At 51.5% G+C, this 16,953-nt stretch carries 16 protein-coding genes; 12 read left to right on the plus strand and 4 right to left on the minus strand.

Features of this window, described 5'->3' with window-relative positions; all coding sequences use genetic code 11:
* The first annotated feature begins 5 nt into the window (after nt 1–5).
* Entirely contained in the window at nt 6–989 is a 984-nt protein-coding gene (locus C4S74_RS23675) for an ABC transporter substrate-binding protein (protein ID WP_103997797.1), read from the plus strand.
* A gap of 19 nt (nt 990–1,008) precedes the next feature.
* Entirely contained in the window at nt 1,009–2,664 is a 1,656-nt protein-coding gene (locus tag C4S74_RS23680; RefSeq protein WP_103997798.1) for an AraC family transcriptional regulator, read from the plus strand.
* 22 nt (nt 2,665–2,686) lie between these two features.
* Here the strand turns inward: C4S74_RS23680 and C4S74_RS26300 are convergent, their stop codons facing one another.
* Nucleotides 2,687–2,893, minus strand: coding sequence for a hypothetical protein (locus tag C4S74_RS26300; RefSeq protein WP_146065522.1), 207 nt, complete (start codon nt 2,891–2,893; stop codon nt 2,687–2,689).
* Nucleotides 2,894–3,090: 197 nt separating this feature from the next.
* Between C4S74_RS26300 and C4S74_RS23685 the strand changes: the two genes are divergently transcribed.
* The 4 genes from C4S74_RS23685 to C4S74_RS23700 all read left to right on the plus strand — a co-directional run bounded on the left by C4S74_RS23685 (nt 3,091) and on the right by C4S74_RS23700 (nt 8,661).
* Nucleotides 3,091–3,876, plus strand: a complete 786-nt coding sequence (locus C4S74_RS23685) for a GNAT family N-acetyltransferase (protein ID WP_103997799.1) — start codon at nt 3,091–3,093, stop codon at nt 3,874–3,876.
* A 179-nt stretch (nt 3,877–4,055) separates the two neighbouring features.
* Nucleotides 4,056–4,610 carry a GNAT family N-acetyltransferase gene (locus tag C4S74_RS23690; protein ID WP_103997800.1) on the plus strand — a complete coding sequence of 185 codons (555 nt, stop codon included), beginning with the start codon at nt 4,056–4,058 and terminating at the stop codon, nt 4,608–4,610.
* 387 nt (nt 4,611–4,997) lie between these two features.
* Nucleotides 4,998–6,722 carry a proline--tRNA ligase gene (locus C4S74_RS23695; protein WP_103997801.1) on the plus strand — a complete coding sequence of 575 codons (1,725 nt, stop codon included), beginning with the start codon at nt 4,998–5,000 and terminating at the stop codon, nt 6,720–6,722.
* 400 nt (nt 6,723–7,122) lie between these two features.
* Nucleotides 7,123–8,661, plus strand: coding sequence for an ABC-F family ATP-binding cassette domain-containing protein (locus C4S74_RS23700; RefSeq protein WP_103997802.1), 1,539 nt, complete (start codon nt 7,123–7,125; stop codon nt 8,659–8,661).
* Nucleotides 8,662–8,824: 163 nt separating this feature from the next.
* Here C4S74_RS23700 and C4S74_RS23705 read toward each other — a convergent pair whose 3' ends face one another.
* The 3 genes from C4S74_RS23705 to C4S74_RS23710 all read right to left on the minus strand — a co-directional run bounded on the left by C4S74_RS23705 (nt 8,825) and on the right by C4S74_RS23710 (nt 11,169).
* Nucleotides 8,825–10,237 (minus strand): MFS transporter, encoded by a 1,413-nt coding sequence (locus C4S74_RS23705; RefSeq protein WP_103997803.1) that lies wholly within the window; start codon nt 10,235–10,237, stop codon nt 8,825–8,827.
* A 194-nt stretch (nt 10,238–10,431) separates the two neighbouring features.
* Nucleotides 10,432–10,590: a hypothetical protein gene (locus C4S74_RS26735; RefSeq protein WP_181024526.1), complete on the minus strand. Its 159-nt coding sequence runs from the start codon at nt 10,588–10,590 to the stop codon at nt 10,432–10,434.
* Between the two features lie 78 nt (nt 10,591–10,668).
* Nucleotides 10,669–11,169 (minus strand): NUDIX domain-containing protein, encoded by a 501-nt coding sequence (locus C4S74_RS23710; protein WP_103997804.1) that lies wholly within the window; start codon nt 11,167–11,169, stop codon nt 10,669–10,671.
* 226 nt (nt 11,170–11,395) lie between these two features.
* Here C4S74_RS23710 and C4S74_RS23715 point away from each other — a divergent pair, with 226 nt between their 5' ends.
* From C4S74_RS23715 to C4S74_RS23745, 6 genes are all read left to right on the plus strand, one after another.
* Nucleotides 11,396–12,496 (plus strand): low specificity L-threonine aldolase, encoded by a 1,101-nt coding sequence (locus C4S74_RS23715; RefSeq protein ID WP_103997805.1) that lies wholly within the window; start codon nt 11,396–11,398, stop codon nt 12,494–12,496.
* A 13-nt stretch (nt 12,497–12,509) separates the two neighbouring features.
* Nucleotides 12,510–13,190: a metallophosphoesterase family protein gene (locus C4S74_RS23720; protein WP_103997806.1), complete on the plus strand. Its 681-nt coding sequence runs from the start codon at nt 12,510–12,512 to the stop codon at nt 13,188–13,190.
* 278 nt (nt 13,191–13,468) lie between these two features.
* Entirely contained in the window at nt 13,469–14,074 is a 606-nt protein-coding gene (locus C4S74_RS23730; RefSeq protein WP_103997808.1) for a VanZ family protein, read from the plus strand.
* Between the two features lie 226 nt (nt 14,075–14,300).
* The gene (locus C4S74_RS23735) at nt 14,301–14,882 is read left to right on the plus strand and encodes a YdeI family protein (protein WP_103997809.1); all 582 of its coding nucleotides are present in this window, start codon (nt 14,301–14,303) and stop codon (nt 14,880–14,882) included.
* A gap of 435 nt (nt 14,883–15,317) precedes the next feature.
* The gene (locus C4S74_RS23740; RefSeq protein ID WP_103997810.1) at nt 15,318–16,211 is read left to right on the plus strand and encodes an NUDIX domain-containing protein; all 894 of its coding nucleotides are present in this window, start codon (nt 15,318–15,320) and stop codon (nt 16,209–16,211) included.
* Nucleotides 16,208–16,774 carry an NADAR family protein gene (locus tag C4S74_RS23745; protein WP_103997811.1) on the plus strand — a complete coding sequence of 189 codons (567 nt, stop codon included), beginning with the start codon at nt 16,208–16,210 and terminating at the stop codon, nt 16,772–16,774. The genes C4S74_RS23740 and C4S74_RS23745 overlap by 4 nt, the downstream gene beginning before the upstream one ends.
* Nucleotides 16,775–16,953 lie beyond the last annotated feature (179 nt).

The raw sequence follows: 16,953 nt of genomic DNA on the forward strand, positions 1-16,953 counted from the left end.
CACAGATGAGAGAAAAGGGTCTGAACAAGGCAGTGTGGAGTATGCTTACCGCGCTGGCTTTAGCGGCAATGTTAAGCGGCTGCGGGGAAAAAGGAGGGAGTGCTGAGAGCACTGCCGTAAAAAGTACTCCCGCCGGGGAGAAAACTGAGGGGGATAAACGCCTCGTCAAGGATGCTTTCGGTGAAGTGGAGATTCCCGCAAAGCCGAAGAAAGTGGCGGCCATCTATCTGGAAGATTACGTAACGGCGCTCGGTGTGACTCCGGTAGTCCAGTGGTATCATCCTAACTGGGGGATTCAGGAGTATCTAAAGCTGAATGTGCCGAAATTTGATATGACCGGAAGCATAGAGGCTCTTTTAGAGGCCGGTCCCGATCTGATCATCGTAGACGGCGGTGCGGATAAAGCCAAATACGACATGTATTCGAAAGTGGCTCCGACTTACCGGCTGCCCGAGGACATTTTGACTGATGCGCCGGCCATCCTCAAAACGACTGCCGACCTGCTGGGCGTGCCCGAAAAAGCCGAGACGATCCTGAAGGATTATGGAAAAAAAGTCGACGATGCGAAAACGGCCCTGAAAAAAGCCGTCGGAACAGAGAAGGTGGCCGTAATCCGTTTAAATGTAGGAGAAAAAACGTTTACGCTGTTCGGCGTCAACAACCGGTTTATCGGTTCCATTCTGTACCGTGATCTGGGACTCACCCCGCCTCCTATGGTCAAAGATATGAAAGAGTTTCAGCAGATCATCTCCGAAGAAATGATTCCTCAAATCGACGCGGATCATATTATTCTTCTGCCTTCCAACGGGGATTGGGCATCGGAAGAAAACAAAGAAGCGGTTCAACTCCTAAAAAGCCCGTTCTGGAAGTCGGTTCCCGCCGTAAAAAACGGACATGTGTACCAGGTAGAACGTACCCACTGGCAAACCGGTGCCTTTTTGGCTAACGGGATGAAAATAGACGATTTATTAAAGCTCCTGGTGAAGTAACTCGTGAGGATGAACGTACATGAACGATAATCAAGACAGAACGACTGGACGCCGCGCCTCGTTTTATGAGCTGACCGGCATAAGCCGCGAAAATGCTTCTCCGGGATGGAAGCAGGAGCCGGCCGGAGCCGGCGGTTATTTCATTATGGCGGTGACAGGCGGAAGCGGCACCATGACGATAGACGGAGAAAGTTACGCCGCAGAGCTCGGGAAATGCTATCTCGCCGCTCCCGCAAGCGATGCTTGTCTGGAATCCGCTGTTGCGGACGCAAGCTTCTACCTATTGAGATTCGAGGTTCTGAAGAGGCAAACAGACGGCCAAATCTCGGCAAGAGATTTTTCATTCCCTGACAAGCCTGATCATTGTGAAGATGAACCTTCTCGAGACCCCGGAGCCGCGAAGGAGACGCTGCTGGAACCCGGTGAAATCGTCTGCGCGTCCTTTGCTTCCTGTGTCACGATGCTGGAGACGATATACGACCTCCGCCATCCGGCCGGTGAATTCGAATCGTTCGATGCTCATGTGCGTTTCTACGAATTTCTCCGCTTCCTGCTTCAGCAGCGCGCTGTCATATCCGGCGGTCTGGACGCGATGCAGGCAGTGGAACGCTCGATTGTCGTCATCCGGGACAATTACCGGAGCACACTGACGGTAAAGGGTCTGGCATCGGACGCCGGTTTGGACCGGTGGAAGTATTCCCGTCTGTTTAAAGAACGGACGGGAACGACTCCGCTCGATTTTTTGAACCGTATCCGCATTGAACGGACGAAAGAGCTGCTCATCCTGACCGACGATCCTTTGTCGGGTATTGCAGATCACGCCGGCTTTAACAATGAATATTATCTCAACCGGCGTTTTAAACAAACCGTCGGCATAACGCCGGGACAATACCGGCGTAATCACCGGGAGCAAATCCGTGTTTTCGCTCCGTACCTGGAAGATTTTTTGCTGGCGCTGGAGATTAAGCCCTTTATGCAGTGGTACTGTGAGGGATGGGGGAAACAGGATTATCTGGGCATGAGCGATGTGCCTGTTTTTGACGTTTCGGAGGGAAATATAGAGCCGCTTGCGAAGGAGAAGCCGGATTTTATTTTACTCGACGCAGGAACGCATCCCTCAAGTTACAGCGGGCTCGCTCCGACGTATAAGATGGCTCATCCGGGGGAGGATTGGAGATCCACGCTGGATAAACTGGCGGATCTTTTCGGAAAGAAGAGCCTCGTCAAGGACATTGTCGGCGAGTACGAAAGCAGCGCTGCCCAAGCAAGAGAGGCCCTCGGACTTACCGTGCGTGACCAGACCGTGGCGTTCCTGCGCATTTCGGCCGAAGCCGTTACGTTGTACGGAGGACAGGAGCATGGCTACACAGGACCCGTCCTGTACAGAGATTTAGGATTGACCCCGCACCGCCTTGTCAGCGAATTAACGGGCCGCTCCCGCAGAAGCGTCGCTTTGACTCCGGAAGGCCTGGCCCGTCTCGATGCGGATCATCTATTTGTGACGTATGACAGGCGCTTCGGGCACACGGCCGGAATTCATGAAGACGAGCGGCTCGCTATGCTGCCCGGAATAAGGGGCGCCAACGTCTATGAGGTCGATTTCCTGACCTGGATGAACTACGGCATCCTCTCCCGGGGGAAAAAAATCGATGACGTGCTGAAAGTGCTGGCATGAGGTTTGGCTCATGCATGCGGTGTCACGGATGCGGCCTGCTTTTCAGGTAACCTATCAGACTGATAATCGCCACAAAAGCCAGCACATGAGACCATGAAGCGGCATTCGTTAAGTTTAGCCCGAAATAAGTCGTTTCCTCTTTGACATACAGCATTGTGAGCGCGATTTCTTCGCGGAGAAGCATACTCACCACGATTAAAATGAGGAAGACGTTGCGAATAAGACTCACCTCCTTTTAGCTTCACTATACCATCCAAAAAAGAGAAGTATGGATAACTAAGCTTGAGTTCATGATAGTTTTTCCTCCGTCGGCGGACAGAATGCGCTTTTTGCAACAGCCGGTTAACGGGCCAAACTGTCTCAACCCGTGCTTTTTTCGCTAGTCTGAGGTAATCTTAACGTATACGAACCAGGGGAGGGGCCGGGATGAACGAACCGGGAATCGTCACGTTAAACAACGAGAATATCAGCGGGGAACATATTTGCTGTGCCATATCCGATAAGAAATGCGCCAACGGAGTCAAGCTGAAAAAGGAATGGCTTCAGCAGCGCTTTCAGGAAGGTCTGCGTTTCAAAAAGCTGGATGTCCGGCAGAAGGTATTCATCGAATATATTCCGGCGGAATACGCCTGGTGCCCGGTGGAGGCTCCCGGTTACATCTATATCAACTGCTTCTGGGTAGCAGGTTCTTACAAAGGAAAAGGTTACGGTAAAAAGCTTCTCAGGGAATGTCTGGAGGAAGCGGGCGCGACAAATGGCGCGATTGCGGTAACGAGCCGGACCAAAAGGCCCTATTTGTCCGACAAGTCTTTTTTTGTCCGCAATGGATTCCAAGTGTGCGATCAGGCGCCCCCTTATTTCGAGTTGGTCGCGCTGAAATTCAAGGAAGACGCACCGTCGCCGAAATTTAAGCCAAGCGTGCATAAGCAGAAAGTAGATGTTCTAACCGGATTTCAGGTTCTGTACACCGCCCAGTGCCCCTATACGGACCATTATGTCGGCGAACTTGCGGATTGTGCGCGAGAGCGCTCCATCCCGGTCGAAATCAGGAGAATCGAGTCTGCCGGTGAAGCGCAATCCGCGCCGACGCCCTATACCAGCTACAGCTTGTTTTATAACGGCCATTTTGTTACACATGAAATTTTGACCCGGAGCAAGTTCGATAAACAAATAGACGGCTGGATAGAAAAGTACGGTTTGCCGGACGCCTGATAAAAACGGTATATTTGCGCATGCGGACGAGCGGCCTGAGCAGCAAAAGCTTCGAAAATTCGAGTGCGGAGGCTGAATGATGAAAGAGAAATTTGTGTTTCGTTAAGTCCGGGGACCCCCGGGTATCCGATCGTTCCTCATGCTTTTTACGGTTGCAAAACAAATAGTGGAGGATGAACATGGATATTCGGATCAGAGAATTAACCGCGGATGATGAGTTTAGAAGCATTGAAGTGGACGGGAGCTTTGTCGTCGATTCCGTACTCGCACTTACTCTGGAGAACGGCCGGATCGGCTATACCGTTACAGAAGTGCCCCGTTATATCAAAAATTATGCGGACGAACCGGACGGGGAAACGGAAGACAGCGGGTATGCCGGCCATATTGGGAATCCCGATAAAGTCATGTATCTGGCCTGCTCCGGTAACCGGCTCATAGGTCAAATATCGCTGCGGAAGAATTGGAATGCCTATACTTACGTCGAGGACATTAAAATAGATCCCGCCTACCGGAGATACGGTGTTGGCCGTAAGCTGATCGACCAAGCCAGGCAATGGGCGAAAGCGGGTGGAATGCCGGGGATTATGCTGGAGACGCAGAACAATAATGTCCGGGCCTGCAAGTTTTATGAAAGCTGCGGGTTTGTGCTGGGAGGATTCGATTCCTGCTTATATAAAGGTCTCGATAAACAAAGTCAGGAAGTTGCGCTGTACTGGTATTTGATGCTTGACTAAGCTTATGCCTTCCTATCGGACGGGGAGGTCATTTTCATTCTTCTGTCCGCTTGACTGCAGCTTGATTTTCATGTAAATTGATAAAAATAATTACATGAAAAGCGTTGAACAAGGATACGGAGTTCAGCGGTCGCCGCACAGAAATGAAACCCGGAGGCTGAAAGGTTTCACGAAACGATCGGACTCTATCCCGCCTTGCCAGCTGTAACGGGTCTCCATTGGAGGATGCCATATAACCGTTACCGGGTTAAGCCGTTATCCGAATGAGGACCGCGCACGCCTGCACGGTTGAATTAGGGTGGTAACACGACACATTCGTCCCTGACGAATGTGTCTTTTTGTTATTTTACGAGTTTTCATAATGAGGTTACCAAGGAGACGATAGCGATGAGACAAAGCCGATTATTGCTTAACACTTTGCGGGAAGCGCCTGCTGATGCGGAAGTGATCAGCCACCGGCTTATGCTGAGGGCTGGATATATCCGCCAGCTGGCGGCTGGGATTTATACCTACCTGCCTCTTGGAAGAAGAGTTTTAAGAAAGGCGGAGCAAATCGTGCGTGAGGAGATGGATCGCGCTGGAGCCCTGGAGATGCTCATGCCGGTTTTGCAGCCGGCAGAACTGTGGAAAGAATCCGGGAGATACTCGGTATACGGCCCCGAATTAATGCGCCTTAACGACCGGCACGACCGGGAGTTTGCACTTGGCCCGACTCATGAGGAAGTTATCACTTCTGTCGTGAAGGGAGAAATAAATTCATACCGCAAGCTGCCGGTCACGCTGTATCAGATTCAGACGAAATTCCGCGATGAGCGGCGTCCCCGTTTCGGATTGCTGCGCGGACGCGAGTTTCTTATGAAAGACGCCTATTCGTTCGATACCGATTGGGAAGGGCTTGATGAATCATACAGGAAGATGTATCAAGCTTACAACCGGATACTGACCCGGTGTGAAATCAATTTCCGTGCCGTCGAGGCCGATGCGGGTGCGATAGGCGGAGAAGGCGGCACGCATGAATTTATGGCCCTTGCCGATATCGGGGAAGATACGATTGCCGCATGCACCCTTTGCGAATATGCCGCCAATCTCGAACAAGCGGAATCCAAGGCCGTACGAATGGAGTCCACTGAACGATCCCCGGAGGAGAAGCCGGTGAAATTTCATACGCCTGACATCCGCACAATCAGTCAGCTCGTTCAGTTCCTGGGGGTTCGTCCTTCCGATATTATGAAAACGATTGTTTATGCAGCCGATAAAACGGCCGTCGCAGTTGTCGTAAGAGGAGACCGGGAAGTAAACGAGATTAAAGTGCAAAATTTCCTTCGGGCCCAAGATTTATCCATTGCGGATGCAGCAGCTGTTGAAAAAGCTGTGGGAGCACCTGTTGGTTTTGCCGGACCTTTCGGCCTGAACATCCCTGTTCTGCTCGATGAAGAGGTTCTCGGAATGGCGAATGGAATCGCCGGTGCCAACGAAGCGGACTACCATTACCGAAACCTCAATCCTTCACGTGATTTGACCAATTATGAAATCGGCGATTTCCGTCAAGCTGCCGAAGGAGACGGTTGTCCGCGCTGCGCCGAAGGCGTACTGAAGCTGTCGCGCGGTATCGAAGTCGGGCATGTATTTAAATTGGGTACGAAGTACAGTGATAAATTGGGGGCATCTTTTCTGGATGCGGCCGGCAAAAGCGGCTCCATCATTATGGGCTGCTATGGAATAGGGGTTTCCCGTATTCTTTCCGCCGTAATCGAACAAAATCATGATGCGAACGGCATCATTTGGCCCTTCGCTTTAGCGCCCTATCAGGTTCATCTTATTCCGGTTTCAGTCAAGGACGACGCTCAAATGCGGATGGCGAATGACATGTACCGGCACCTGCAAGAGAAAGGGATAGAGGTGCTCATGGATGACAGAGACGAGCGTCCCGGCGTTAAATTCAAAGATTCGGATTTGATCGGGATTCCACTGCGTGTTGTAATCGGCAAAGACGCGGTACAGGGCAGGGTGGAGTTTGCAGAACGCAAAAGCGGGTTGAAAGAGATCATCACCGTCGAAGCCGCTTGCGAGCGGATTTTCAAACGGGCCCGCTTAGCCAAACCTGCGGATTGACAAGACCGCAGAAGCATTATAAAATAGCTCCAAATGAAAGGGAGTATTCCAGATGAACAGCTTGGGAACTGAAAAAAGATATCCAAAATGCCGCTCCGTACAATCGGATACAAACGATGAAACGTTGTCCGGAGCTTAATCGAGAAGCGAACCGCTTTTCATTCATCGGCTGATAGCTTTCGAATTTGCGTGAACTTTTCATGCTTATTTGAGCTGCCGTCCGCCGATTAAATTAAGGCTGCCGACAATAGTTTGTCTGCAGCCTTTTGCGATACTTTGTTCAGTTTCCGCTGAAGATCGTATTGCTGTATTTGTACGCAAAATACAGAAAGCAGAAGGTTTGTGCCGTACCGGCGCATTCTTTCTGCTTTTTTTTTATGGGGAAAAGGAGAAGATAAACATGAGCTTGCTGGAAATTACGGGTATGTCCCACTCGTTTGGAGACAGAACGTTATATAAAGGTGTGGATTTCGAATTATTCAAAGGGGAGCACCTGGGGATCGTCGGACAGAACGGTACCGGAAAAAGCACACTTCTGGGTATTTTGACGGGAGAAATCATACCCGATGAGGGAGTCGTACGCTGGCAGCCGAACGTCCGGATCGGTTATCTCGATCAGTATGCCGTTATCGACGGAAACTTGACGGTTATGGAATATTTAAAAACGGCTTTTGCCCCACTGTATGAGCTTGAAATGAAAATGAACGCTCTTTATGAAGAGAGCGCAGTCACGGGGAAAGAAGAACTTCTGTTGAAAGCCGCACGCTGTCAGGAAGAGCTGGAGAGACAAGATTTTTATGGAGTAGACAGCACGATCGGGAAAATCGTCAACGGGCTCGGGCTCAGCGCCATCGGGACAGAACGACCCATTCATGAATGGAGCGGGGGACAGCGGGCCAAGGCGATTCTGGCGAAACTGCTTCTGGAAAAACCGGATGTGCTCCTGCTCGACGAGCCGACGAATTTTCTCGATAAAGAGCATATCGGCTGGCTGACAGATTATTTAATGTCATTAACTAATGCCTTCGTCGTTATCTCGCATGATTCTGCTTTTCTCGATAAAATCACGACCTGCATTTGCGATATCGAAGGCGAAACGATAAAAAAATATCCCGGTCAATATTCGGATTTTATCCGCCAGAAGCAGCATTTGCGTGAGGAGCATATCCGGCGGTACAATGCCCAGCAGAAAACGATTCAAAGGACGGAAGAGTATATCCGCAAAAATATGGCCGGAGTCAACTCCAGAATCGCCCGGGGCCGCAAAAAGCAGCTGGACAAAATCGAGCGGATCGCGGCGCCTGCTTTTGTCTCCAAGCCGTCCATCCGCTTCAGGGAGATGCCGCTCGGGGCTCAGGAAGCTCTCCGTGTAAACGGACTGGAAGTCGGGTATGGCGTCCCGCTGCTGCCCAAGTTAACTTTTTCCGTCAGAAACGGGGAAAAGGTCGTCATTACCGGCTTTAACGGAATCGGGAAATCGACGCTGCTCAAAACGCTCACGGGAAAAATTCCGTCTATCTCCGGCGAATTTCGTTTTGCCGAACCGGTCAGGACCGGCTATTACGAGCAGGATTTAGTCTGGGAAAACGACACGCTAACACCGGTTCAGTATATGTCGGATTGTTATCCGCAGCTCACCAACAGAGAAATCCGGCGCCATCTGGCACAGTGCGGAGTCAACGAAACAAAAGCTTCCCAATCACTTTCTACCTTGAGCGGGGGAGAGCAGTCGAAGGTGAAATTGTGCCGACTGCAGCTTTCGCCCTGTAACGTGCTCCTTATGGACGAGCCGACCAACCACCTGGATGCGGAAGCGAAAGACGCTTTGCGCAGCGCCTTGATTCATTTGGGCGGCAGCCTCATTCTGGTGTCTCACGAGCACGAATTTTACGAGGGGTGGGTGGACCGGGTGCTCGAAATCGGGAACCTGAAGCGCTAGTTCTAAGAGGTGGGACGTCCTCTTCATACCGTATACGATTGTGTAACAAAGAAAAGCACAGGGAAAGCGGGCCGATTCGTTTGGCCTGAAATTCCCTGTGCTTTTTTACTCTATTCCTACTGTAAAAACATGCGGAACTGACTATAGGATCGAAAAGATCCGCTTATTTCGGTCTTCCGCTTTGCAGCCCCGCCGAAAACACAAGCGCGATAACCACGGCGGCGGCTATGGCCAGAAAAGCGTCGGAGTACGGAGCGGCGTCCAGAACATAGAAGGGGTTCAACGCACCTTGCGCGTCTTCTTTACGAGCCGCCAGGAAGGCTCCAATAACGGAAGCGCCTGTACCCGCCCCGAGGAATAAGGCTCCCTGGAATATCCCGAGCCCCGCGCCGACTTGCTCATCTCCAAGCGTATTGGCGGCAGCGTTGTTCGCCGGCGAATTGGTAAAGGCGACGCCCAGGCCAAGACCGAGCATACCGGTCGCAGCCAATAGAGGAGAACTCCCCGCCGCAAAAGTGGAAATGAACAAGAGCGAAATGCCCATGAGCGAAAGTCCCGCGGTAACGGGGATTTTGACTCCTATCCGGTCGGAGAGACGGCCGGCCGCAGGGGAGAAGACCGCTACGGCCGCTGCGCCCGGAAGCAGAACAAGTCCCGCTGCTGCAGGAGACAGGCCGTTTACTTCGACAACGAGAAGCGGGACGAAGACGAGCGACGAGACGTAAGCGAACATTGTGAAGAAGCCGACCCATACGGCCGCTGAATAACTTTTATCTGCAAATAAGGCAGGCGGGACAAAGGGATGCTCCGCGGTAAAAATTCGCCGGATGAATGCGGCTGTCAGGAGACAAGCGCCTGACAGGCTGCCCCAAGAGGCCGGCGACCGGAATCCTTCCGTTTGTCCCTGTGTGACGCCGAAAAGGAATAAACCCGCCGCAAGGCCGAACAAAATGCCGCCCGGCAGATCCAAACGGCTCTCTTCGGGGGTTCCGGTTCCGGCACCGCCAGGCAGCACATAAAGAGCGCAGGGAACAAGTGCCAGCAGCAGAGCAAGCGTGAGCCAGAAGAGTGATGGCCAACCGAATATTTGGCCGACAAGACCGCCAAAAATCGGCCCGGCCGCCGTTCCGAGACCGATGCTGCCCGCAAGGAGACCGAGCGCGGCGCCTCTGCTTCCGGACGGAAGAACTTGAGAAACCGCGATGACGGAAAGAACCGGGACGGCCGCGGAACCCGCACCTTGCAGCATCCGGCCCCCTACCAAAATCGGAAGGGTAGGGGCGGCTGCGCAGACGAGGCTTCCGGCGGCAAATATCAAGAGAGCAAAAGCATAAAGCTTCCTTATACTGAAAAAATCCGAAATACGGCCATATATCGGAACACCGATAGCGATCACAAGCAGCACCCCGCTCACTACCCAGCCGGCCCCGGCTTCGGAAGCCCCGAAATCTTTGCGGATGAGATGAAGAACCGGGTTGACCATATCGGCCGTCATGCAGGCAACGAATAACGAAAAAACGAGCACAAGCAGCAGAGGGAGCTGCCGCGTTCTTTTCAAATCAGTTTGAACGTTCATCTAGGTTTACCTCCTAAAATTAAATGGGGTTCAATCTTAGGAGGGAGATCCCATGCTGTGTTAATCAAGACAGTCACCTCCCTTCGGAAGAGATGTACGTGCACGTAATTGAGCACAAAAAAGACGCCTGAACAAACTGGCGCCAAGTCGCTGCATATTGAATGAAAACCTGCTGGTTACTCACAAACGTTCTTTCATTGGGCAGATTTCCTTACGCGAGGCAAAAAGCGTCCGGCGGCAGTTTCTATGAAATTCGCTTCAACGCTGCACGAAAAAAGGCAGACGTATCCCGTCACTGCCTGATCGCCGGATTTTTTGATTCTCTTTTTAACCGGAACGAAGTTCGGGTTCATCGCTTTTTGCCTCCTTTCCTGCGTGATTGTCTCTAATTTTATGGGATCACACTTTGAAAATCAACATCGCTTACAGAGCTACAACAAATTTTTCAAATAATCATCCTTCCACTGGAAATAAACTTCCTTATTTTCTTCTCTTGATAACACAGACTTAGGATATGGCAATGCCAGCTCAGGCATCTGCTCCGGGCTGAAATAACGAAGTTCGGCTGTTTCGCTGTCTAAGGGATCCAAGATGCCGGAATGTACGACGCAATCGAACATAAATATGGTATATTCCACTTTATGGCCGTTCGGATACTGATACCGGTATTCCTTTCCGCCGAATACGCCTATCAATTTGCTCGGGACAACATAGAGACCCGTTTCTTCACGCACTTCACGGACTATCGCTTCGGCAGGCGCCTCGCCGGGTTCAATGGCTCCCGCGGGCAGACTCCATTTCTCGCCGTTTCCTTTGTTTTGCAATAAAACTTCTCCCGAATCATTCCGGACAATTCCCGCAACACTGGGTATGAAGATCCGTTCACTGCCCACTTTTTCCCGCAGATTTCTATAATAATCGGACATTCCCATTTATCCGCCCCCTTAAATTTTTTGCGCAAAACCTTATATTTCTTTATTGATCGAGAACTTCCTTCTTGTATATTAGCTGCTAAACGGCTTCTTAACAAAAAAGACAGCCCCAATCGCGAGGCTTGTGTATAGGAAGGACGTCTGCCGTCCCGCAAAAATTAATTTCTTTAAAGAGCGTGATTTAGTATGCTAGAAGATAAGACTTTACGGTAAGGGGGAGTACAGGTTGAACGATAAAGATGCTTTAAAAGAGGCTTTTAAACGGACCTCCTATCCGCTCGGCGGTAACGGGCAGCGGGAAGCCGGGGTATTGAAGCAGGTTTTCGACGGGGTGGAGGACACACTGGAAAGCGACGTTTACGGAACAGGGAAGCTCATAGAAGAGTTTCAAAGCAAAATAGCTGCTTACCTCGGCAAGGAATCGGCCGTATTTTTCCCGAGCGGAACGATGGCCCAGCAAATTGCGCTAAGAATCTGGTGCGATGAGAAAGGGAGCAAGCGGGTTGCGTACCATCCGCTCTGTCACCTGGAAATTCACGAGGAAGACGGTTTGAAGGAGCTGCACCACATAGAGCCGGTTTTGCTGGCGGACAAGAACCGGCTGATTACGCTTGCGGATGTGAAGCAGGTAGGCGAGGAGATCTCTTGCCTTCTCCTTGAACTGCCGCAGCGGGAAATTGGCGGTCAACTGCCGGATTTCGAAGAACTGGCGGCCATCTCCGCTTACTGTCGCGAGAAAGGCATTAAGCTCCATTTGGACGGAGCGAGGTTATTTGAAATTGCGCCCTACTACCAAAAAACGGCGGCTGAAATAAGCGCGTTGTTTGACAGCGTGTACGTGTCCTTCTATAAAGGAATCGGAGGCATTGCGGGAGCCGTTCTGGCGGGAAACAGCGACTTTACGGAGCGTTCCAAAGTATGGAAGAGGCGCCACGGCGGCGATCTCATTAGTCTTTATCCGTACATCGTTACGTCGGATTATTATTTTGACCGGCGGATCGGCAGGATGGCGCAGTATTACCGAGAAGCGAAGGAACTCGCGGCTTTATTCAACGAATGCGAAGGGATCCATACACGGCCCGCTGACCCGGTTTCCAACATGTTTCATGTTCATTTCAAGCTGCCGGAGTCCGCGGTCATTCCGATTCTTATCGAAGTATATGAAGCCACTGGGGTGGGGCTGACTTCCTGGGTGCGTGAACGTGAAGAAGAAACCTGCTATTTTGAAATCAGCATAGGCGACAAGTATGAGAGCGTGCCGAAAGACAAGCTTCATGAAGCGTTCCGCCTGCTGAAAGAGAAGCTGGGAGCGGCTTTGTACATATGAAAGAAGGCGCGCTATGAAACGGACCTTGGTCATCAGTGACATACATGGAGAAATAGACAAGTTTACAAGACTGCTTGAGCAGGCGGGCTACGATTGCCGGCAGGACCGGCTGATTTTGCTTGGCGATTATGTGGATAAAGGCCCCGATTCCAGGCGGGTAGTGGAAAAGGTCATGCAGCTTCACCGGGACGGCGCGGTTGTTCTCAAGGGAAACCACGATCATATGATGGTAAAAGCGTTCGAACGTGATCCCGTATTTGTTGAACGCTGGTTCCGGAACGGGGCGCGGACAACATTAGCGAGCTACGATCATGGAGGAGCCGCAGCGGAAGCCCCGGTTCCGGAAACAATGGAGCTTACGCCCCTGCTGGAAGAGCACCTCGCCTTTTTAGACGGGCTTCAAACTTATTATGAAACCGAGGACACTATTTTTGTCCATGCCGGCGTGCATCCTTCCACTTCGCCTGCGGAAACGGATCCTTATGTGCTGATATGGATCCGCGACGAGTTTCACAAGGGTTACCGGGGCAAGAAAACGGTTGTGTTCGGGCACACGATCACGCAAACCCTTCACGGGAAACAAGAGGTTTATTTCGGCGATAACAACATCATCGGAATTGACGGCGGAGCGGTGTACGGAGGGCTGCTGCACTGCCTTGAACTGCCGGGCCGTCATGTCTATTCCGTCAAATAAACAACCGGCTGCGCACGAAAAGGACGCTTTGTAAAAACGCGCTCGCTAAGCGGGAACAGCCTGCACCCTGAAAAACCGTTCAGAAGCTGAACGGTTTTTTCTTTTATAAACAATTGGACAGAGGAAAGTAATAATTCCTTAACAAAGGCTTTAGGATTCGTTTCGGATTGAAAGCCGCTTACCGTTGTATAATGCAAACAAACGTCTTATCCAGACCAATCCAACCATAAAAACTGCTTAAGCGGCCGCAAGTTTGCAGAAAGAAAGGATGCCCTTCCATGTACCAAGGAAAACTCCGTAAAATGACGCTCTTCCTGTTAGTCTCCTACACCGCATTGACTCTTTATTTCTTATATATCGGATTTGACCGGAGTTCCCGTCTCGCCAACCGGGCCATGCGCTACAATTTAAATCCGCAGGGAATTCCGCTGCATTTTCCGATGGGGCGGGATTTTCAGAGCTGGATTTTCGAATTCGGCAACTTTGCCGCTTTTATTCCTTTCGGTTTGCTTATTCCGCTTTTGTTCCGCAGTAAATTTATTCCGTTTATCGGGTGCTTCCTGGTGTCGATCACGTTTCTTGAAACGATGCAAATGCTGACACGCTTGGGTTCTTTCGATATTAACGACATCGTGATCAATACGCTGGGAGCCGCCGTAGGTTATGGAGCGCAGCGCTTAGTCCCGGGCAGCCGGGACAATTTGCGGGGCATCGTCCGGCTTGCCGTGATGACGATTATCCTGTCGGCCGGGACGGTTGCCGCTGTCGGCGGGATGAACGATTCCCTGGAAAAAGGGAGCCGCAGTTACCTGTTTACGCCCAAGGAGCTTCCGCCGCACAGTATAGTGCTGCATAACGAGGTACAGCGGCAGAGGGCGGACTAAGCTGCTGAGGATGCCGGTACCGGCGTTCTATAACCATCCGCAAACCATCGATGGTCTGATCCGGCATCTCGTTGTCCGGACGATTGATCAGTTGGGCGTATCCTTGCCGTCGGCCAAACGATGGGAGGGCATGAAAGAAGCTTGACCGATATTGAATCAACCTCTCCCTTGACGTATAGTTGAATTAACTTACAGACTTAACCATTCCAAGGGAGGAAGCGGAAGTATGAGCGAGAAAGCCCCTGAGCCGGTTCTTTGTTTTGAAGATCAAGCGGCGTTTGAAAGTTGGCTCGAAAGCAATCACGGAACATCGACCGGAATTTTTTTACAAATCGCGAAAAAAAACGCCCGCCTTGTTACGGTTTCTTATCAGGAAGCTCTCGAAATCGCGCTCTGTTACGGATGGATCGACAGCCACAAGAAAAAGCTGGACGACGAGTCGTGGATTCAGCGGTTTACACCGCGCGGCGCGAGGAGCATCTGGTCCAAGGTGAATAAAGATAAAGCGGAGCAGCTGATCGCGGATGCGAGAATGAAGCCTCCGGGTCTCGAAGCCATCGAGGCCGCCAAGCGCAGCGGTCAATGGGACAAGGCGTACGAACCGCAAAGCAGCGGCAGCGTGCCGGAGGATTTTGCCGCCCGTCTGGAGCAGAATGCCCGGGCTAAAGCGTTCTACGACACGTTAAACAAGCAGAACAAATATGCGATCCATTTCAGAATCGAGAATGTCAAAAAACAGGAAACCCGTGAAAAACGTATCCTACAGTTCATAGACATGCTTGAAAAAGGCGAAAAAATTTACCCTTGATGGGGTCGGGCGATCGGGAATAAGGGGGAAATAGGGTGTGCCATTCATTGGCACGCTTTTTTTTTGCGTCTAAAATAAGAACTTCTCGAAGTTTGACAACCGGATAAACGTATGGCGAGGCAAAACGAAGAAGTGAAGCAGGCAGAGCTGAGGAGAGGCGTTTAAGTCCGGCGGGACAGGGCAAGCTTAACAATAATAAATAACGTAGACAGGGGGAAACCGGATGTTTCATTACAGGGTGACGGCCGTTATTGATAAAAGCCGGTGACCTTCGGAAGAACCCGCAGAAGGCTGAGGAATCAGTCTTCTTTTTTATACGGATACCGGACTTATGAGTATAAAAGAAGGGAAATCACAGTTGACAAAATAAGCCTTCCCCTGTAAATTGATAGTAACATAATGATAATAACAAATTATTACGAACAGGTGGCTGAAATGATGAAAAGAGACCGCAACGGGCTGACAGAGGAGCAATTTCTCGCGCAATACCGTGCGGGAGACTTTGTGCGGCCGTCAGTGGCAGCGGATATGGTGATTTTCACGGTGGCCGATACGGCGGAGTTCAACTACCGCAAGCTTCCGAAGAAAAAATTGCGGGTACTGCTCATTCGGCGGGGAGAGCACCCCTTCCTCGGAAAATGGGCACTGCCGGGTGGATTCGTCCGTCCCGGGGAAACGACGGAACAGACTGCACGCAGGGAACTCCGGGAGGAGACGTCGGTGGACAACGTTTACCTGGAGCAGCTTTATCTGTTCAGTGAACCGGACCGCGATCCGCGGACATGGGTCATGAGCTGTGCTTATATGGCCTTGATCGATAGCACCGGAGTGCGGATAAGAGGCGGGGACGATGCGGCGGAAGCCGCCTGGTTCGATGTAACCTACCGGCTTATTAACGAGGAGAAAAGGCGGGCGGGAAATGACCGATGTTTAACGAGAAGGTACGAGCTGACGCTGACCAGGGAACGCGAAACGTTAACGGCTGTGGTCGAACACAAAAAACACAAGACCGAAACTGCCGCGGCTGTGGAATACGCCATTACCGATGGTGATGGTATAGCTTTCGACCACGCGAAAATAGTCGGCTGCGCTTTGGAGCGGCTGCGCGCTAAGCTGGAGGATACCGATATCGCCCTTCATCTGATGCCGGATCTTTTCACGTTAACGGAGCTTCAGCAGGTTTACGAGGTTATTCTGGACAGGGAATTGCTGAAGGCGGCTTTCCGCCGAAAAGCGGCACCTCTTGTTGAAGATACCGGACAATATACCGAGCATGCCGGGCACCGGCCTTCCCGGCTGTACCGGAAAAATCAGGAGGAATTCGAATGACCTATACGATTGAAGGGCTTAGGAAAGCGCATCAAGCGGGGGAGAAACAAAAATTTCTTTTCTTCTGGGGACATACGCCTCCAGCCGACGGAAGTATCAATGCGAGCTGCTTCAGCCAGTGGTGGAGCTCCGGTTTTAATGTGGACGGCGAGTCTTACACCTGCACGGAGCAGTATATGATGGCCGAGAAGGCAAGGCTTTTCGGCGACGACAATATGCGTAAGGCGATAATGAACGCCAGGCATCCCAAGGAGATGAAGGCGTTCGGACGCGCGGTCGCATCTTTTGATGCGAATGTTTGGGAAAGCCGCTGCTACGCCATCGTGAAGCAGGGGAACCTTGCCAAGTTTCGGCAAAATCCCGAGCTGTGGAGCTACATGAAATCGACGAAAAACCGCATCCTGGTCGAAGCGAGTCCGGTTGACCGGATTTGGGGAATCGGGCTGGCAAAGGACCATCCCGATGCGGATAACCCGATGAAATGGCGGGGGAGAAACCTCTTGGGATTTGCGCTTACCGAGGTGAGGGACGCTCTTCTGCTAGAGGAAGCAAGCCTCAAGTGAAGAGCGGCATGTCGCCGAAGTCCTGCTGACGCAGGCGATGAAAGTGAAAGCATGACGACAACAACATGCTCGGCAAAGTAAGGTTGCCATGGCAAACCCGTACCGGAAATCCGGTACGGGTTTTAACCGTTGTTGAGGATGCGATTTCACATATCGCATAAGACAAACCGAGCCGTTCG

The sequence above is a fragment of the Paenibacillus sp. UNC499MF genome (genome assembly GCF_900107975.1).
Taxonomy (GTDB): Bacteria; Bacillota; Bacilli; order Paenibacillales; family NBRC-103111; genus Paenibacillus_F.